14 protein-coding genes are annotated in these 17,513 nt (G+C 43.6%); 13 read left to right on the top strand and 1 reads right to left on the bottom strand.

From position 1 onward, the window contains the following. The first annotated feature begins 8 nt into the window (after positions 1-8). Both ACYTXU_RS10255 and rpmE read left to right on the top strand, forming a co-directional pair. On the top strand, positions 9-2,612 hold the full coding sequence (locus tag ACYTXU_RS10255; protein WP_462206644.1) for a carboxypeptidase regulatory-like domain-containing protein: 2,604 nt from the start codon (positions 9-11) through the stop codon (positions 2,610-2,612). A gap of 155 nt (positions 2,613-2,767) precedes the next feature. Beyond that, complete coding sequence (rpmE, locus tag ACYTXU_RS10250; protein WP_462206642.1) at positions 2,768-2,977, top strand: 50S ribosomal protein L31; 210 nt, start codon at positions 2,768-2,770, stop codon at positions 2,975-2,977. 104 nt (positions 2,978-3,081) lie between these two features. Here rpmE and ACYTXU_RS10245 read toward each other — a convergent pair whose 3' ends face one another. After that, positions 3,082-5,688, bottom strand: coding sequence for a penicillin-binding protein 1A (locus tag ACYTXU_RS10245; RefSeq protein ID WP_462206641.1), 2,607 nt, complete (start codon positions 5,686-5,688; stop codon positions 3,082-3,084). Between the two features lie 278 nt (positions 5,689-5,966). On the opposite strand from ACYTXU_RS10245, the gene ACYTXU_RS10240 reads away from it, so the two are divergent. The 11 genes from ACYTXU_RS10240 to ACYTXU_RS10190 all read left to right on the top strand — a co-directional run bounded on the left by ACYTXU_RS10240 (position 5,967) and on the right by ACYTXU_RS10190 (position 17,508). Next, positions 5,967-7,034, top strand: a complete 1,068-nt coding sequence (locus tag ACYTXU_RS10240) for a pilus assembly protein PilM (RefSeq protein WP_462206640.1) — start codon at positions 5,967-5,969, stop codon at positions 7,032-7,034. Further along, the gene (locus ACYTXU_RS10235) at positions 7,034-7,606 is read left to right on the top strand and encodes a PilN domain-containing protein (RefSeq protein WP_462206639.1); all 573 of its coding nucleotides are present in this window, start codon (positions 7,034-7,036) and stop codon (positions 7,604-7,606) included. The genes ACYTXU_RS10240 and ACYTXU_RS10235 overlap by 1 nt, the downstream gene beginning before the upstream one ends. Further along, positions 7,606-8,235, top strand: coding sequence for a type IV pilus inner membrane component PilO (locus ACYTXU_RS10230; RefSeq protein WP_462206638.1), 630 nt, complete (start codon positions 7,606-7,608; stop codon positions 8,233-8,235). Before ACYTXU_RS10235 ends, ACYTXU_RS10230 begins: the two co-directional genes overlap by 1 nt. Continuing rightward, positions 8,232-8,792, top strand: coding sequence for a pilus assembly protein PilP (locus ACYTXU_RS10225; RefSeq protein ID WP_462206637.1), 561 nt, complete (start codon positions 8,232-8,234; stop codon positions 8,790-8,792). The genes ACYTXU_RS10230 and ACYTXU_RS10225 overlap by 4 nt, the downstream gene beginning before the upstream one ends. Before the next feature lie 11 nt (positions 8,793-8,803). Then, on the top strand, positions 8,804-10,903 hold the full coding sequence (gene pilQ / locus ACYTXU_RS10220) for a type IV pilus secretin PilQ (protein ID WP_462206636.1): 2,100 nt from the start codon (positions 8,804-8,806) through the stop codon (positions 10,901-10,903). A 96-nt stretch (positions 10,904-10,999) separates the two neighbouring features. Next, on the top strand, positions 11,000-11,524 hold the full coding sequence (aroK, locus tag ACYTXU_RS10215; protein ID WP_462206634.1) for a shikimate kinase AroK: 525 nt from the start codon (positions 11,000-11,002) through the stop codon (positions 11,522-11,524). A gap of 13 nt (positions 11,525-11,537) precedes the next feature. After that, entirely contained in the window at positions 11,538-12,620 is a 1,083-nt protein-coding gene (gene aroB, locus ACYTXU_RS10210) for a 3-dehydroquinate synthase (RefSeq protein ID WP_462206632.1), read from the top strand. Positions 12,621-12,632: 12 nt separating this feature from the next. Further along, the gene (locus ACYTXU_RS10205; RefSeq protein WP_462206630.1) at positions 12,633-13,871 is read left to right on the top strand and encodes an SPOR domain-containing protein; all 1,239 of its coding nucleotides are present in this window, start codon (positions 12,633-12,635) and stop codon (positions 13,869-13,871) included. 75 nt (positions 13,872-13,946) lie between these two features. Further along, positions 13,947-15,014 carry a uroporphyrinogen decarboxylase gene (gene hemE / locus ACYTXU_RS10200; RefSeq protein ID WP_462206629.1) on the top strand — a complete coding sequence of 356 codons (1,068 nt, stop codon included), beginning with the start codon at positions 13,947-13,949 and terminating at the stop codon, positions 15,012-15,014. Between the two features lie 17 nt (positions 15,015-15,031). Beyond that, the gene (locus tag ACYTXU_RS10195) at positions 15,032-16,030 is read left to right on the top strand and encodes a hydrolase (RefSeq protein WP_462206628.1); all 999 of its coding nucleotides are present in this window, start codon (positions 15,032-15,034) and stop codon (positions 16,028-16,030) included. 95 nt (positions 16,031-16,125) lie between these two features. After that, positions 16,126-17,508, top strand: coding sequence for a coniferyl aldehyde dehydrogenase (locus ACYTXU_RS10190; RefSeq protein ID WP_462206627.1), 1,383 nt, complete (start codon positions 16,126-16,128; stop codon positions 17,506-17,508). Positions 17,509-17,513 lie beyond the last annotated feature (5 nt).

Below are 17,513 nucleotides of genomic sequence, written 5' to 3'. Positions count from 1 at the left end.
TATTGTGCATGCCTTTGGCATCTTATTCTCAAACACAAAGTGAACCTTTCGTTGAGTCTTCAACAAAAGATCCGCTCGATTTTCATCGTCCGGTAAATATTCAAAATGCCTTATTCGATGCTGCCAGTTCAGGCTATGGTGGCGGACGCTCTTATGGTTTTCGTAAGATTTTGGTCGGCCTTGAGGTCAATAAAAAAGAAGTTTTAGTTTTGGATATCGTCCAGACTGAAAGTGATTATCTGGTTCCAATCAAAGAAGTTTTTCCTGTTATTCAAGCAAGCTATACCTTAGAACACGGAATTTTAACCATTCGCGTGCCTGGCAGCGAGGTGGAGATGTCTTCGCGAGTCACTTACCGCATTGATGGTGAGTTATGGGCCTCTCTGGGCACTTTAAATGAATATTTAAAAGTTAATGCGCGCTTTGATCCGGCCAAATATGCGGTGACTTTTCTGCCGCCGTGGCAAGAAGAACAAAAGCCAGGGGAGGCCCTGGCGGAATCATTGGAGGTGGAGTTCGGTCCTGATCCCTTTAGCTTGCGCCAGGTTCGTTTATCGCATGAAGTGCTAGGCGTCGAGAAAGATGATGAAGCTCTGGAGTTTGATGTCATTACTGAACGAAGCGAGTTGGTGGCAACAGGTTCCGTAGCTGAAGGTTCCTGGTTGATAGATGCTGAAAAATTGAATGATGATGAGTGGAAGCTGGATGATTATTTTTGGACCAAACGAACCGACCATCATCAATGGTTACTGGGAAAGCAAACTGTTAGTCCTTCAGTCATTTCCCCTGCGGTTACTCTAACCGGTGGGCAATATTTTTACAGCAATCAGGCCATTCCGTATAACGCTTATCAGGATATTTCTCAGTCGAGTTTTTTTCGTGAGTTAGGCAACTCGGTGCAGCGCATTCGGGGCACCGCCGAACCTGGAGCAATCGCTGAACTTTATGTGAATAATCAATTGGTTGGCGAAACATTTGTACGCTTGGATGGCACCTATGATTTTGGCGAGTTTAGAACAGAGTCTAGCTTATTTAATGAGATAGAAGTGGTCATACTTGACCCTGTTAACCGCTCGGAATTAGAGCGCCAGTTAAAAACCAGAGCCAGCTCAGATTATTTGCTAAGCGAAGGACAGGTGGTGACCAGTGTTGCTTTGGGGCGCAAAGGAAATTGGCTGGATCCTGATTACGTTGCTCAGGGCGAGGCAGGGATGTTTTTATACCGTTACGGTATTACTGATGGAACCACCATTGAAGCAGGTTATTTACTGGATGATTCTTCGGTGACAACAACTGGGATTGTTACTTCCTTAGGCAACAATTTTGTTAGCGCCTTGCGTTTTGCTAATCGTAATGAGGCAAATGCAGCCCAGTTAGAGCTGGATGGTTTCGGTAAAAATTGGCGAATGTCGACTTATGTGCGACAGGAAGAGGCCAACTTTTATGAGGGTAGAGATGAGAAAGTTACCTCTGCCAACAGTTACTACTATTATACGCCCGATCCATCATTGCGATTAGAATTGTTAGGTAGATATCAGGAAACAGGCGATAAAGTCAGTTATATAAAGCCCGGTATTTTTTACAGCCCAACCCAGAATTTTTCTGTTGGAACGCGCCCAGATTCTGATGGCGACTATCGGAGTGAATTATATTACCGCCCCTCTCGGGATTCCCGTTTCAGGATAACTCATAAACCAGAAGAGCAAACCGGTCGCTTCGAGTGGAAAGCAGCAGACAATGTAAATGGCTATATGTCAGGTCGTATGTACAAAGATACTATTGGCGAGCGAACCTATGAAAATACCATTATCGAACAGGCGGTGGGATTTTATTGGTATCCCAAAGATTGGACAGACCACCAGCAGTTTCGTTTTGAACTCAATCACTCCAATGAATATGGAGTGGGTATTTTCACCGAGTATCGTACTCAGCTGATGCCTGGTGTCTATTTTGACTTAAGGCTACGTGATGCGGATCCGCAGTTTGACGGCGGATTATCGGCCTATGCCAGGATTTCAATGGATTTCACTGTCGCAAAGGGTAGCTTTGTTCCGAGTAATAATCGACTTGCCTACAACACCGCAGGAACCATTGCTGGGACCCTAAAAACCGATGATGATTGTGACCAGTTGGAGCATGTCAGTGTCTTGCTGAATGGTGCTGCTTACAAGGTTCCGGTAAAAGCTTGTACTTTCTATTTAGATTATGTAACTCCAGGCTTGTATAAAATCATGCTGGATGGTGAGTTTATGCCCATTGATATGGTGCCTGAGTCAAAAAGTCATGTCATCAAAGTAGCGCCATCATCAGTGACTCATGTGGAGTTTGCTGTTAAGTCTGAATACAGTGCCATGGGGCAGTTAAGATCGGCCAATGGGCAGGCGTTATCGAATGTGAGGTTAACGCTGTTTAATGAGGATGGTGAGGTGATGACTGAAACTCTGACCGACCCTTTTGGATATTATCGCGTTGATGGTCTGACGAACGGCAATTACACCATCAGCGTGGTAGGCATTGGTGGTCAAAAACTGGCAGAACGAGCCTTCTCCATTGATGGAGACTTCCTGTTTGGTGTCGATATTTTGATGCCACCATCGCTGCCACGTCAGTAGAGCAGAACATAGACTTAGCGCTTAATTATAGGCCCCGAAGACTTGATCTGGAGGGTATCTAAGCGTATGATCGCGCTTCTTTAAATCTTGAGTGGTGTTTGGCGCAGTAATAAGGCTGTTGCCCGAATGGCGACTCGTAACAAGAGATCTATATTATGAAACAAGGTATTCACCCGAATTATAAAACAGTAACTGCAACTTGCAGTTGCGGTAATGTTATTGAAGTGGGCTCAACCGGTGCAGACGTAAACTTGGACGTATGTTCAGCTTGCCACCCTTTCTATACAGGTAAGCAGAAGATGGTTGACTCAGGTGGCCGTGTTGATCGTTTCCGTAAGCGTTTCGGCAACCGTAAATTAAACTAAGCGAATAGCTGGTTTAATAAGGAACATAAAAAAGGCACTTATTTAAGTGCCTTTTTTTATGCTTTGAGTTTAAAAGAAGTATCAAAAACGACTATGTATTTCAGTTAGAAAATTGAGTCTGGCTCGGTGACTTCCTCTTCTTGCTGTTGTTGCTCGGACTCTCGTAATAATTGATTAAGCTCATCATCGAGCTGTTTTTCTAACCCTTCGGCAGAGTCCTTTTCTTTTTTATCCTGTTCAGAAATGGGTTCTTCCAAAAGGCGCATGAGTTCATCATCAAATAGACTATCGACCGGCTCTTCCTGTTGGCGAGTATTGTATATGGTGTTGAAGTCTTCTCCACCTTGTTGAGCAACTTCTGTTGGTACAGTGTCATCCCGGAAAAACTCAAAGATAGCATTAGTCTGCCCCAGAGCTGCTAGCTTGCCTGTTTCGGGATCAATTTTGGTGGATACAACACCGGGTGGCTGGATCATTTCTTTTGATGAAGTACCTTCTAACACTTGCTCCATGAAGGTTGCCCATATAGGTAAAGCTGCTCGCCCACCATACTCATATTGTCCCAAGCTGCGGCGGTGGTCAGAAAATCCAACCCAGGAAGTGGCCACCACTTCTCTATTAAAGCCGGAGAACCAGGCATCCTTATAATCATTGGCGGTTCCGGTTTTACCGGCAAGGTCGTTGCGCTTTAGCAGTGAGCTATTGCGGCGCGCTAACTGAGTGGTAGCAGTACCGCTATGAATAACATCTTTCATCATGTCATAGATGATGAAAGCATCTCTGGGATCGACCACTTGCTTTGCGATACGATCTTCAGGCATGGGTAATGCCGGTTCATTACGAATCTCAGGGGAGTGTTTCTGCTCTCGGATCTGATTTTCAATGCGCATTTGTTCGCATTCATCACATACCAGCATGGGGCTGGCCTGGTATAAGATGTCCCCAACAGAGGAGCTAATCTCGTGGATGTAATAGGGATCCACTTGATAACCGCCATTGGCAAGTACCGCATAAGCAGAGGCCATTTCTAATGGGGTAAAGCTGGCAGTACCCAGAGCTAATGACTGATAAGGGTCCATATGCTCATCAGGCAGGCCTATATTGACCAGAAATTGCTCGGTATAATCAGCACCGACAGAGTCAATCAAACGTGTCGAAATAGTATTGATGGAGCGCTTTAAGCCAATTCTCAAACGTGTTGGACCATTATATTTCAGGTTGTCATTTTGTGGACGCCAGACTTCATCAATAGACTCATTGACACGCACATAGGGAGCATCATTGACCAGACTCGCCGCAGTAAAGCCCTTTGAGAAAGCCGCTGCATAGATGAATGGTTTGATGTTTGATCCCGGCTGGCGACGCGCTTGAGTGACAAGATTAAATTTATTTGAAGAGAAGTCGAAACCGCCAACCAGAGCTGTAATCGAGCCGTCATGTGGGTTTAGGGCGACGAAACCAGCCGATGCTTCAGGTATCTGGCTAAGGTGCCACTCATCGTCAGCTACCTGCAGTATACGTACAACGCTGCCAGCGCTAACTATATCCGCTGCCTTCTGTGGCTTATTGCCGATGCGGGAATCATTGATATATTTTGCGGCCCACTCAAGACCAGGCCACTTAATAGTGAGCACTTGGTTGTCTTTACTGAGTACTTCTATCGATTGCTCATCAACATTGAGCACGACCGCAGGAACCAAAGGTCCCACCGAGGGAGTACTTTCAAGTAGGGTTAACAGTTCGTCAGTTGCGTTAGCATCGAACTCTTCTAATATTAATTCTGGTCCCTTATAGCCGTGGCGGCGGTCATATTCTAAGAGGCCATCACGCAAAGCTTTGCTGGCAGCTTTTTGCTGTTTGGAATCAATGGTTGTCTTGACGATTAATCCTTGATTATAAGCGACATCCCGTCCGAACTGGTTAATCACATCAATGCGCGCCATTTCTGCTACATAGGGAGCGTCCAAATCAAGCTCAGCGGTGTGCTTTTTAGCTGTTAATGGGGATGCAATGGCGGCTTCATAAGTTTGCTCGTCAATATAGTTTTGGCCAAGCATGCGGCTTAAGACAAGATTACGGCGGTGAAATGCTCGCTCTGGATTGGAGATTGGGTTATAGGCTGATTCACCTTTTAATAACCCAGCCATCATAGCGGCTTGTGGTAGAGTCAGCTCAGTGAGCTCTTTACCATAATAGACTTGAGCTGCGGCTCCTAAACCATAGGCACGGTGGCTGAAATGAACCTTGTTAACGTATATTTCGAGAATTTCCTGCTTGCTGAGCTCCTCTTCCATTTTAATGGCGAGAAACATTTCGACCAATTTTCGTTGTAGACGTTGATCTCGGGTCAGAAACATGTTCCGAGCGGTCTGCATCGTTAGAGTACTGGCACCTTCAGAAAACTCACCACTGAAGAGTGCAACTTTGAGCACACGTAACAGTCCTTGAATATCAACGCCGCTATGTTCAAAAAAACGTTGATCTTCTGTCGCAATAAGCGCATTAATGAAGTCTTGGGGAACTTGCTCAAGATCGACAGGGACGCGGCGAACATCACCAAACTCGCCGATCAGTTTCTCATCGGCGGTATAAATGCGCATTGGAGTTTGAAATTTTACATTCTTTAAAGAGTCAATCGCAGGCACTTGTGGCGCAGAAAAGAGGTAAGCGCCAAGAACGATTAAAACCATAAATATTGTGAGTAGACTCACAAAAAAGGCTAATTTCTTCAATATATTGATGGTCATTTTTTCAGAAAGTTCTATTGTAGGCCGTGTAAGCTCGGGAATTAATTGAGCACCAGTATACCTTTTTCTAAAAAAAAGGCTGAATTTTTTTGTAAATCAGTGTAAATATAGTATCTTAGAGACGTTAGTTAATAAAAAAGTTTAACTTTCGTGATGAAAAAGTATTCACTTTTTTGGGGACATGTCTAAGATAGATAACGTATAGGGAAGATGTTGAACCAACTGAATGAGGCATAGGATTTATGGTTCTGGGGTTATTCAAAAAGAAACAAGTACCGGTAATCGGTATCGATATCAGCTCCACCGCTGTTAAGGTGCTCCAGCTTGGAAAAGTGGGGAATCGTTACAGAGTTGACCGCTATGCGGTTGAGCCACTGCCACAAGGCGTTGTGGTTGAGCGTGATATTCGTGATACTGAAGCCGTAGGCAATGCGATCAAAAAAGCGGTCGACAAAGCGCGTACTACAACTAAATATGCAGCCGTGGCCGTTTCTGGCTCTGCGGTTATCACTCGTTCTATTCAGATGGAAAAAGGCCTGACTGACCAAGAGATGGAAGACGTCATCAAGGTTGAGGCGGATCAATATATCCCTTATCCACTGGAAGAGGTTAATCTGGACTTCCAGGTTTTGGGAGACTCTGAGGTAAACGATAATCAAGTGGATGTGTTATTGGCTGCTTCGCGAAGCGTGAATGTGGACTCTCGTATTGATGCATTGGAAATAGCCGGTTTAATTCCTAAAGTGGTTGATATTGAGGCTTATGCTATCGAGCGTGCTTATCAATTAACCAAAAAGAAAACTATCGAGCACATTGAAAATTCAGTGGTGGCGATTGTGGATATTGGTGCAACCATGACCAGTTTGAATGTACTGAGGAATGGTCAGGTTATTTATAACCGTGAGCAACTATTCGGTGGTAACCAGTTAACTGAGGAAATTCAAAGTCGCTACGGCTTGTCATATCAGGAGGCTGGCTTAGCTAAAAAGCAAGGTAGTTTGCCTGATGATTATGAAACTGAAGTGCTCATCCCGTTTGCAGAGATCATTACCCAACAAGTAGGGCGTGCTTTACAGTTCTTCTTTTCTGCCAGTGAGTTTAACTCAGTTAATGAAATTATCTTAGCGGGTGGTTGTGCTTCAATTGATGGCCTTGATGGCATGATTCAAGAACATTTGGGAACCCCAACACGTGTTGCTAATCCTTTCGCTGAGATGTCGATATCCTCTCATGTGAATACTCAGGCTTTAAGTGCGGATGCGCCAGCAATGATGATTAGCTGTGGACTAGCACTAAGGAGTTTCGACTAATGGCACACATTAACTTACTTGATTGGCGTGAGGAGTTACGCCAGGAAAGACAAAAAGAATTCTTCATTACGCTATTTTTAATGGCTATTTTAGCAGGCCTTATCTGGTTTCTGGTTCATACAGTAATGGCGTCAAGAATTGAAAGCCAACAGGCGCGTAATCAGTTTCTCGAAACCGAGTTGAGACAGCTTGACCGTCAGATTCAGGAAATTAATAAGCTTGAAAAGCAACGTGAAGAGCTGATTAAACGTATGGACTTAATTCAGGGCTTGCAACAAAGTCGTCCGGAAGTGGTTCGTATGTTTGATGAGTTGGTTCATGTTGTACCGGAAGGCATTAACTTAACAACCTGGGAACGGAAAGGAAATAATTTAACCTTCACCGGTCAGGCCGAAACTAACCCTCGCATTTCTGAATTTATGCGTAAAATGGATGCAGCAGAAAGGCTTCATACCAAGGCATTAAGAGATGTAAGTAAAGACAGTAAAGGTATGCCATCACAGAAATTCGTGTTGGATGCTGAGCAGAAAACACCAGGCATGAAAAATGGCCAACCGGAAGGAGGTCAATAATGGCTGATTTAAGTCAATATCAAGACTTTAATAACATTGGATCGTGGCCTCTTCCGGGGAAGATATTTGTAATCGTGGCTGTGATGTTAGTGGTATTAGGGCTTGGTTATTATTTCGATACTAATGAACAAGTTAGTCAGCTGGAATCTGAAAGAAGTAAAGAGTCGCAGTTGATTGAAGAGTTCAAAACCAAGTACAAAAAAGCAGCTAACTTACAAGCTTATCGCGATCAAATGGCTGAAATGCAGGAGACCTTTAAGGGCTTGCTGCAACAGTTGCCTCGTAATACAGAAATTCCTGGTCTGTTAGACGAGATTTCATATGCGGCAACGGGCGCTGGCGTCGAGCTGTTATCGCATAAGTATTTAGATGAAGTAAAACAAGAGTTTTATATCGAGAAGCCAATCCAAATTTTGGCGACTGGTAGTTATCATCAGATTGCAGACTTCGTCAGCCGCATTTCGGGTTTACCTCGTATCGTGACTTTGCATGATTTTAAAATTGAACCAGCGCGTTCAGCTGGAAACAATAGAAGAGGTTCTCAATCGGAGTCTGAGGGGGCAGAGCGCTTAAGCTTCAGTGTACTTGCCAAAACTTATCGTTATGAATCAGAGGATGAGCAGCAGTGAGTTACCGTAATAACAAAATAGCAACCCTACTGGGGTTATCAGTGATGATGGGGATGCTTGCAGGTTGTGAGGATGCTGACTTGTCCAGCCTACAGGCACAGGTTCAACAGATTAAAGATGAGACACCGACTAGCGTACCTGCCTTGCCGGAAGTGAAGCCATACGAGCCATTCTCTTATGCGGCATCGGATATGCGTAGCCCGTTTGCAAGCTTGGATCCTGAGTTTGAAAGTCGACTTTTACAAATTGATGCCGATTGTGTTTCAGATATTAAACCGGATCCAAATCGACGCAAACATGAATTAGAAAAATATGGGCTTGATGCATTGCAGTATGTGGGCCTGATTTCCAATAACAAAGAGCACCGCGGTCTGGTGAAGATTTTAAGTGGTGACAGTGCAGGCGTAATACAACCTGTTCATGAAGGTGAGTATCTTGGCTTAGATGATGGTCGCATCACTAAGATTGATAGTAACCAAATCACTATTGAAGCCATAGTTCCCAATGGTCGTGGGTGTTGGGAAGCTCGCACACAATACCTTGTCTTAGGGCAGTAGGGGGCTGGACTATGAAGAATACAAACCATTTATGGACAAACAAGTCACAATTAGGTAAATCGACTATGTTGACAAAGACTACTACATTTATGAAAAGCTGTTCGGTATTCGCTGTTGCGATGCTCGTATCCTTCGGCGTTGATGCCAGTCAGCTTGAATCTATTAACTATAATGTTCTGCCGGGCGATAAGGTGCAGTTGAGAATGACTTACTCAGATGTGCCTCCAACCCCGCAGGAGTTTACCACTGCTAATCCAGCGAGAATTTCGATGGATTTCGAAGGCGTGGACTCAGCCTTGAGTTTTAAGACTAAGGAAGTTGGTGTCGGAGTTGTTAATTCAGTGACGGCTATACAGGCTCAAAATAAAACTCGAGTAGTGATCAACTTGTCTGAACTTGTTTCATACAACAGTCAGATAGAAGGCAGCGACTATGTTGTGACGCTTGACCAGGGTAATGTAGCGAACAACAGTTCATCCAGCAAACCTGCTCGTACTTCGACTTATAGTGATGATGCCTATGACATTTCAGGTATTGATTTCCGTCGTGGAGTCAATGGCGAGGGGCGTGTGCTTATCAACCTTGGCAATCCAAATGTTGCTGTCGACTTACGTCAAGAGGGAAGAACAGTTATTGCTGACTTTATGGGTGCCGATATTGATCCTGCATTAATTCGTCGTCTTGATGTCATCGACTTTGGTACTCCAGCACAGATCGTTGAAACCAGTACTCGTAGCAATGGTGTGCGTCTGGCGATTAGAGCAAATGATACTTTCGAATACCTAGCTTATCAGGCCAATGACCAATATACGATTGAGTTAAAACCGCTTACTCAACAAGAAATTGAAAAACGTGAACGTGAACAGCCTAAATACTCAGGTGAAAAACTTACCCTTCAGTTCCAGGATATGGATCTGAAAGCAATCTTACATACTTTGGGTGATTTCGCTGGTATTAACATTGTTATCAGTGATGATGTAAAAGGTTCAATGGCTTTGAATTTAGTCAATGTACCTTGGGATCAAGCGTTAGACATTATTCTTAAATCGAAAGGTTTAGGAAAGCGTCAAGAAGGTAATGTCATGATGATTGCTCCAGCAGACATTATTGCTCAACGTGAGCAACAAGAGCTGGAAGCTAATAAGCAGCAGGAAGAACTGGCACCATTGCGTACTGAGCTAGTTCAAATAAACTATGCTAAGGCCGGTGAGATTGCGGCAATTTTGCAGGCTGGTTTGGGCTCGGAGGAAGGCAAATCAGTTGGTGTTCTTTCTGACCGTGGTTCAGTGTCCGTTGATCAAAGGACTAATACTATTTTAGTTCAAGACGTAGCGACAAAGTTGGAAGATGTTCGTCGCTTAGTGGCTCAGCTTGATATCCCTGTAAGGCAGGTGCTTATCGAGGCTCGAATCGTAACTGCAGATGATGGTTTTGCCCGTGACCTTGGTGCTCGTTTTGGTGTGAGTGACTCTATGAACTCTGGAGAAGTAGATAGTGACTTCAATGTTAACCTACCTATTGCTAATCCGGCGGGTTCTTTAGGTCTTTCATTTGCTCGTTTGCAAGATGGTATCGTTGTTGATATGGAGCTTTCTGCGCTGGAATCTGAAAATCGTGGTGAAGTGGTTGCTAGCCCTAAAGTGATTACCGCTAACCAAAAAGAAGCCTACATCAAAGCTGGTGAAGAGATTCCTTATCAGCAAAGCGCTGGTGGCGCTGCCGGTGGTGGCGGTGCAACTACAATCCAGTTTAAGGAAGCAGTGCTTGAGTTGAGAGTGACCCCACAGATTACACCAGATGGAAATGTCATCTTGGACTTAAGGATCATACAGGATACTAGAGGAGATGCTTTAATTTTTGACGGTGTTGCCGCTGCTCCAGCGATTAATACCCAAGAAGTTGGCACTCAGGTATTAGTTGAGAATGGGGAAACTATTGTTCTCGGTGGTATCTTCCAGCACAGAACAACTTACGATGAGTCAAAAGTACCCTTGTTAGGAGATATTCCATTGTTGGGTTGGTTATTCAGAAATACCCAGCGTGAAGACATTAAGCAAGAGTTGCTCATATTTGTAACACCAAAAATTATTGAGCAGGGCTTGAAAAACTAATCACTCGTACCCAATTACTGAAAACCCAGGTATAATTCGCACGCCTGGGTTTTTGGTTTTTATCTGTTTTGGTAATCGAAGAGTTCAAAAAATACAATGAAAGGTAAGCGCAATATCTTTTTAGTGGGACCAATGGGTGCCGGTAAAACAACTATTGGCAAGCAGTTGGCCGAAATTCTAAAGCTTGAGTTTGTGGATAGTGACCACGAACTTGAGGATCGGACTGGTGCGCCAATTGATTGGATCTTTGATATTGAAGGCGAAGATGGCTTTCGTAAAAGAGAAGAGTCGGTTCTGGAAGAGCTTACACAGCGTCAGGGTATAGTTCTGGCCACTGGCGGTGGGGCAATTGTTTCGGATAAAAGCCGTAACTTCTTAGCTGCAAGGGGGGTTGTTGTCTACCTGGAAACATCTATTGAGCAGCAATTAGAAAGAACTCGACGTGATAAAAGAAGACCCTTGATTCAAAATGATAACCCGCGAGAAACATTAGAGGCATTAATGAAAGAACGCGAGCCGCTCTATTTGGAAATTGCAGATCTAACCGTTGCAACCAACATTAGTTCTGTTAAATCGGTGGCTAAAGAGATTGTTGAATTGATGGAACAACCTATAGCTTGAAAACCATAACCCATTGAAAAAAATAGACTTATCATTCACAACAGAACAGTCACATTATCAAATTTTAATTGGTAAAGATCTTTTTAGAGAAGAGATCTTTGCCAAGTCATTAAAAGGCAACACTGTTTTTATTGTTTCAAATGAAACAGTAGCCCCTCTTTATTTAGACACACTCAAGCAAGCCCTCAGCCGATATAAAGTTCATACATGGTTATTGCCTGATGGTGAGCAATATAAAACGTTAGATTCGTGGCAATCAATTCTTAATGAAATGATAAGGGTTGGTTTACGTCGTAATGATACCGTAATAGCTCTTGGCGGTGGTGTTATAGGCGATATTTCCGGCTTTGCTGCGGCAACACTTAATCGTGGAATGTCAGTTATTCAGGTTCCTACGACACTGTTATCTCAGGTTGACTCTTCGGTCGGCGGTAAAACGGCCGTTAACCACTCTCTTGGCAAAAATTTGATCGGTGCCTTTCATCAACCGAGTCTGGTTGTATCAGATGTGTCTACATTAAGTAGCCTCCCCAAAAGAGAGTATTTAGCTGGCATTAGTGAAATCATCAAGGCCAGTATTATTAGTGATAGAGATTTCTTTGAATGGCTTAGCGATAATGTTCAGTCTATTCTTGAACTGAATGAAACAGCAATCACTACAATGATAGAAAGGGCCTGTAACTTAAAAGCGAAAATCGTTGCCCTTGATGCAAAAGAGCAAGGTGTTAGAGCTTGGTTAAATTTAGGCCATACTTTTGGCCATGCTATTGAAACATGTGCAGGTTATGGGCAGCTACTGCATGGTGAGGCGGTAGCGATTGGCATGCGTCTGGCTGCCGATTATAGCTATGAACAGCAATTGCTGGGAGCAAATGAGCGGGATAAGATTATTGCTTTGATCGAACGTTTTGGTTTGCCAACGAAGGTACCCGGAGACTTGAATTCTAGTCAGCTCGCTAATGCGATGCGGTTGGACAAGAAAAATGTCAGTGAAATGTTAACGCTAATTTTGCCTGAAAAAGTTGGACAGGTTATGATTAAGAAAGATGTGGCTATCAATGAAATTGAGCAGTTCTTGACTAAATTAGTGAGCTAGGCGACTAACATCATGGCATTTCAACAGTCTAAAAATAAGAATGCATTTGCACCCGAGCACAGAGTTTTATATTTACCTGAAAGCTGGAAGCGTCTTATTTCGCTGATTCGACATAAGGCCGTCAATAGCGGTTATACTTTGGTTGAGGGTGAATTTGGAGCTGGCAAGAGTTCTTTTGGACGGATCTTAGAAAAACGTCTTTTACTTGATGAATCTGTTGATTGTCAGCGTGTCCAAGTTCATCCCTTAAGCACTTTCGATCAGCTTTATAGCCAATTACCTCCAACTCGAAACAAGCCATTAGTCGTCGTTGTTGACGATGCTCACGAAGCTTCAACTAGCCTTTTAGTGCATATGACCGAACCAAAGGATAATGTGTTTTGGCTTCTATTAGGCGAAACAGGAACCAGTGAGCGCGTCTCAGATTTCTATAATAACCACGTTTCGTTACCTTTATTTTCCAAACAAGATTGTTATGAGTTTTTGTTAAAACAACTCTCCGATCGGCCTAAAATGATGCAGCTGTCGCAAATGCAGAGTGATACTATCTGGTATGCGTCGAAAGGTTTGCCCAGAGTCATTATCGAGCAGGCGGAGAAAAGCATGCAACGACTGGTCAGTGGTTATGACAGCAATGAGTCATTTGAGAAAGCAGATAAAGGCTGGTGGACATCGGCTATTCTGGCTGCTGCGGTGGTTGTCTTTATTATTGCCCTGATTGTTACCGACTCAGACGAGCCTCAAAGCACAGATTTACATGATCAAAAGTTGGCCATAATCGAAGAACCCTCAACTGAGAGTGCCGCTCAAGAAGAGGATGGACATACAGAATCCGCTTCCCAACCTGGAAGTGAAAAGAGTGTTAGTACAGAAGAAAAAGATGTGGCTGAAGATCCTATCGCTGAGATTGCTTTATCAGAACCAGAGCCCAATCCTGCCGAGTTGGTCGTTGCGGCTAAACCAGAATTTGAACAGTGGTTTGAAGCGCAATCCCGCGATCATTACAGTATTCAGCTTTATTCAAATACCAAGCAGCAGGCAGCTATGGACTTCCAGCAATCTTTAGATCTGGCTGACAGCTATGTTTATAAAGCCAGTGTTAACGATGAAGTTCGTTACCGTGTGCTGTGGGGTTCCTATGCAACACGCGCTGAGGCTGAGCAAGCTGTTTTGTCACTTCCCGCTCGTATATTAAATCAACAGCCCTGGATTCGCCCCTTCTCTGCCATTGCTAGTGAGATAAGTCAGTAAAATAGCATATTGGGCTGTCTTAGACTGCTAGAATCTTTATAATAGCCCCCATGACAATGGCTAACTGACACTACTATGAGCCACCCGCTAAAAAACGATCGTTATCTTAAAGCCTGTTTACAACAACCTGTCGATAGAACCCCCATCTGGATGATGCGCCAGGCAGGTCGTTATTTGCCTGAATATCGCGAATTACGTGCTGAAGCAGGTAGTTTTATGGATTTATGTACCAATCCAGAGCTTGCTTGTGAGGTTACTTTGCAGCCGCTTCGACGTTATCCTCTTGATGCCGCTATTTTGTTTTCAGATATTTTGACGATACCGGATGCTATGGGTTTGGGTCTGTATTTCACACCCGGAGAAGGTCCTGCTTTTCACAATCCGGTAAAAACGAAAGCGGATGTCGCAGCCTTACCCATGCCTGATCCAAATCAGGAGCTGAAGTATGTTACGGATGCGGTAGCTACTATACGTCGCGAGTTGAAAGGTGAAGTGCCCTTAATTGGTTTTTCCGGCAGTCCGTGGACACTGGCTACCTATATGGTTGAAGGTGGTACCACTAAGAATTTTTCCGAAGTAAAGGGGATGATGTATCGTGAGCCAGCAGTCATGCATCAGTTGCTGGATAAATTAGCCGACTCCATCATTTTATATCTTAATGCACAAGTTGAGTCTGGCGCGCAGGCATTAATGATTTTTGATACCTGGGGCGGCGTTTTAAGCCCAAGAGACTACCAAGAGTTTTCACTGCGCTACATGCAGAAAATTGTTGATGGCCTGAAACGTGAATATGAAGGGAAAACGATCCCGGTAACCTTGTTTACTAAAGGTGGTGGGGCATGGCTTGATATTATGGCGGCAACAGGTTGTGATTGTCTGGGTGTCGACTGGACAACAGATTTAGCTGATGCCCGTGCTAAAGTAGATGGTAAAGTTGCATTGCAAGGTAATATGGATCCATCCATACTGTATGCAGCAGACGATCGTATTCGTGAAGAAGTGGCGACAATTTTGGCGAGCTACGGTAAAGGTTCTGGCCATGTATTCAATTTAGGGCATGGTATACATCAGACCGTCGCACCTGAAAAAGCAGGTGTGTTCATTGATTCAGTACACGAGTTGAGTAAGGCATATCATTCATAACAGTAAATTAAATTAGTATGCGCAAGGAAAGTGACTTCAATCCGCCATGGTGGCTGAGCAATCGTCACCTGCAGACCTTCTGGGCTCCACTGAGTCCTAAAATTCCATTACCTAAGCTCCATCGTCAAAGAGTGGAGCTAGAGGATGGTGACTTCATAGATATTGACTGGTTGAACCCTAATCGAAATGCTCCAACTGTAGTTCTGTTGCATGGTCTGGAAGGTGGTATTGATTCACCTTACTTGCGTAGAATGTTGTTTAAAATCCATCAGCGTCGTTGGCGCGGCGTGTTGGTTTATTGGCGCGGCTGTAGTGGCGAAATGAACCGGCTTGATAAGACTTACCACTCGGGTCGAAGTGAAGACCTACATCAGGTCTTGCAACATGTGGAAGCTGAAATTAAAACTAAGCAAAATGGTGGAAAGCAAAACGAGAAGATATTTGTTACCGGCTATTCTCTAGGTGCCAACGTATTATTAAAGTGGCTAGGTGAACAGGGTGATAAAGCTAATATTACAGCCGGTTGCGCTGTGTCAACGCCGTTTAACTTGTCCATTTGCGCTGATTCAATCGATCAAGGCTTCTCCAAAATTTATAAGCACTATCTGCTGACTGCTCTTAAACGCAAAATAGCGGCCAAATTTGAACCTGACCGATTGTTAAAAAAGCTCAATTTAACCTTAAAAGATTTGATGCTTATTGGCTCATTTAGAGAGTTTGATGACCGGGTCTCATCAAAGCTCAATGAATTTGAAGATGCAGAAGATTATTATCGCACAGCATCGAGTATTAATTATTTAAAAACTATTACCAAGCCAGCATTAATCCTGCATGCTCAAGATGACCCTTTCATGTCGCCGGATATTATCCCAAGCGATGAACAATTGGCCGATTGTCTGGAGTTAAGAGTAAGCTCTCATGGTGGTCATGTTGGCTTTGTGAATGAAGCTAGTATTGGCAATGCCAGTTTCTTTCTTGAAAAAACAATTCTTGAGTACTTTGATCGCTTCCTTTAGCCAGTAAAGTGTTGTTCTTCCTGGCCAAATTGTTTATAGATTTCCATTCAGAATTTGCTATGCTGAGTTTATTCTAAATATTCATAAGTGTGGCAATGGAACAGGAATTTAACCATTTCAAGCAGTTGGCTTTCAGACAGCCGTATCCTGCTATCCAAGACCGCTGTAAAACCTTAAAGCAGCTCAAGAAAATGTTGCTCAAGAATGAGCAGGCAATTACTGAAGCTATTAATACAGACTTTTCCTATCGCGAACCTTTCGAAACCCAGATAGCTGAGATCTTCCCATCAATCAAAACAATCCAACACGCCCGTAAACATATAAAAACATGGGTTAGGCCAGAAAAGCGTAACGTAAGCATCTGGTTTAAACCCGCAACTGCAAAAGTTATGTATCAGCCGCTAGGGGTGGTTGGTATTATCGTGCCTTGGAATTATCCTCTTTATCTGGCCATAGGACCAATGGTCGCTGCAATTGCTGCTGGTAATAGAGTGATGGTTAAAATGTCAGAGTTTACCCCAAACTTTAGCCAGCTATTTAAAGAGTTATGTGAGAAGTATATTGATAGGGATTGGGTCAGTATTGTTAATGGCGATGCAGAAGTTGCAGCTCATTTTTCTGCTCTACCTTTCGATCATATATTATTTACCGGTTCGACTAATATTGGCAAAAAAGTGATGGCGGCAGCCAGTGAGAATTTAACACCAGTCACCTTGGAGCTTGGTGGGAAATCGCCAACTATTATTGATGAAGGTTACCCGTTAGACAAAGCTGTTGAGAAGTTATTGTTTGGCAAGCTGCTCAACTCTGGACAAACTTGCCTTGCCCCTGATTATGTATACCTTCACCGCTCGCATAAAGACAATTTTGTGAACACCTGTAAGTCTGTAGCCAATAGCTTTTATCCTGACTGGAAAAGAGCTCACTATACGGCAATGATTAATAACAAACAGTGGGAGCGCCATCAAACCCTTTTGGATGATGCTAAAGAGAAAGGGGCCACGCTCGTTCCTCTGTTTCGTGATTCAGAAACCACGGGTAGAAAACAGCCTCCGTACCTGGTTCTTGATGCTAACGATGATATGTTGATCATGCAGCAGGAGATTTTTGGACCATCACTGCCAGTATTCATTTTTGATTCGATCGGTGATGTTATCAAATCGATTAAGGAGCGACCTCGACCATTAGCACTGTATCTATTATCAAATAATAAAAATAATTATCAGCGGCTGATGACCGAAACTCATTCAGGCGGTGTCACAGTTAATGATACTATCCTGCATGTCAGTCAGGAAAATCTTCCCTTTGGTGGGATTGGTCAGAGTGGTATGGGCCACTACCATGGCATTGAAGGTTTTAAAACTTTTTCTCATGCCAAAAGTATTTTCAAGCAATCTCGATTTGCCAGTTCGAAATTAATTTACCCGCCATATGGTAAGTTAAGCAAATTGCTTTATCGACTGATGAGAGGTCGCTAAAAGAG

The sequence above is a fragment of the Kangiella sp. M94 genome (assembly GCF_054926195.1).
Note: the sequence above shows the minus strand (reverse complement) of the source record. Positions and strands in the feature narration are given on the sequence as shown.

Coding starts and splice junctions, on each gene's coding strand:
- ACYTXU_RS10255 (WP_462206644.1), top strand. CDS start 9: ATGCCTTTGGCATCTTATTCTCAAACACAAAGTGAACCTTTCGTTGAG.
- rpmE (WP_462206642.1), top strand. CDS start 2,768: ATGAAACAAGGTATTCACCCGAATTATAAAACAGTAACTGCAACTTGC.
- ACYTXU_RS10240 (WP_462206640.1), top strand. CDS start 5,967: ATGGTTCTGGGGTTATTCAAAAAGAAACAAGTACCGGTAATCGGTATC.
- ACYTXU_RS10235 (WP_462206639.1), top strand. CDS start 7,034: ATGGCACACATTAACTTACTTGATTGGCGTGAGGAGTTACGCCAGGAA.
- ACYTXU_RS10230 (WP_462206638.1), top strand. CDS start 7,606: ATGGCTGATTTAAGTCAATATCAAGACTTTAATAACATTGGATCGTGG.
- pilQ (WP_462206636.1), top strand. CDS start 8,804: ATGAAGAATACAAACCATTTATGGACAAACAAGTCACAATTAGGTAAA.
- aroK (WP_462206634.1), top strand. CDS start 11,000: ATGAAAGGTAAGCGCAATATCTTTTTAGTGGGACCAATGGGTGCCGGT.
- ACYTXU_RS10205 (WP_462206630.1), top strand. CDS start 12,633: ATGGCATTTCAACAGTCTAAAAATAAGAATGCATTTGCACCCGAGCAC.
- hemE (WP_462206629.1), top strand. CDS start 13,947: ATGAGCCACCCGCTAAAAAACGATCGTTATCTTAAAGCCTGTTTACAA.
- ACYTXU_RS10195 (WP_462206628.1), top strand. CDS start 15,032: ATGCGCAAGGAAAGTGACTTCAATCCGCCATGGTGGCTGAGCAATCGT.
- ACYTXU_RS10190 (WP_462206627.1), top strand. CDS start 16,126: ATGGAACAGGAATTTAACCATTTCAAGCAGTTGGCTTTCAGACAGCCG.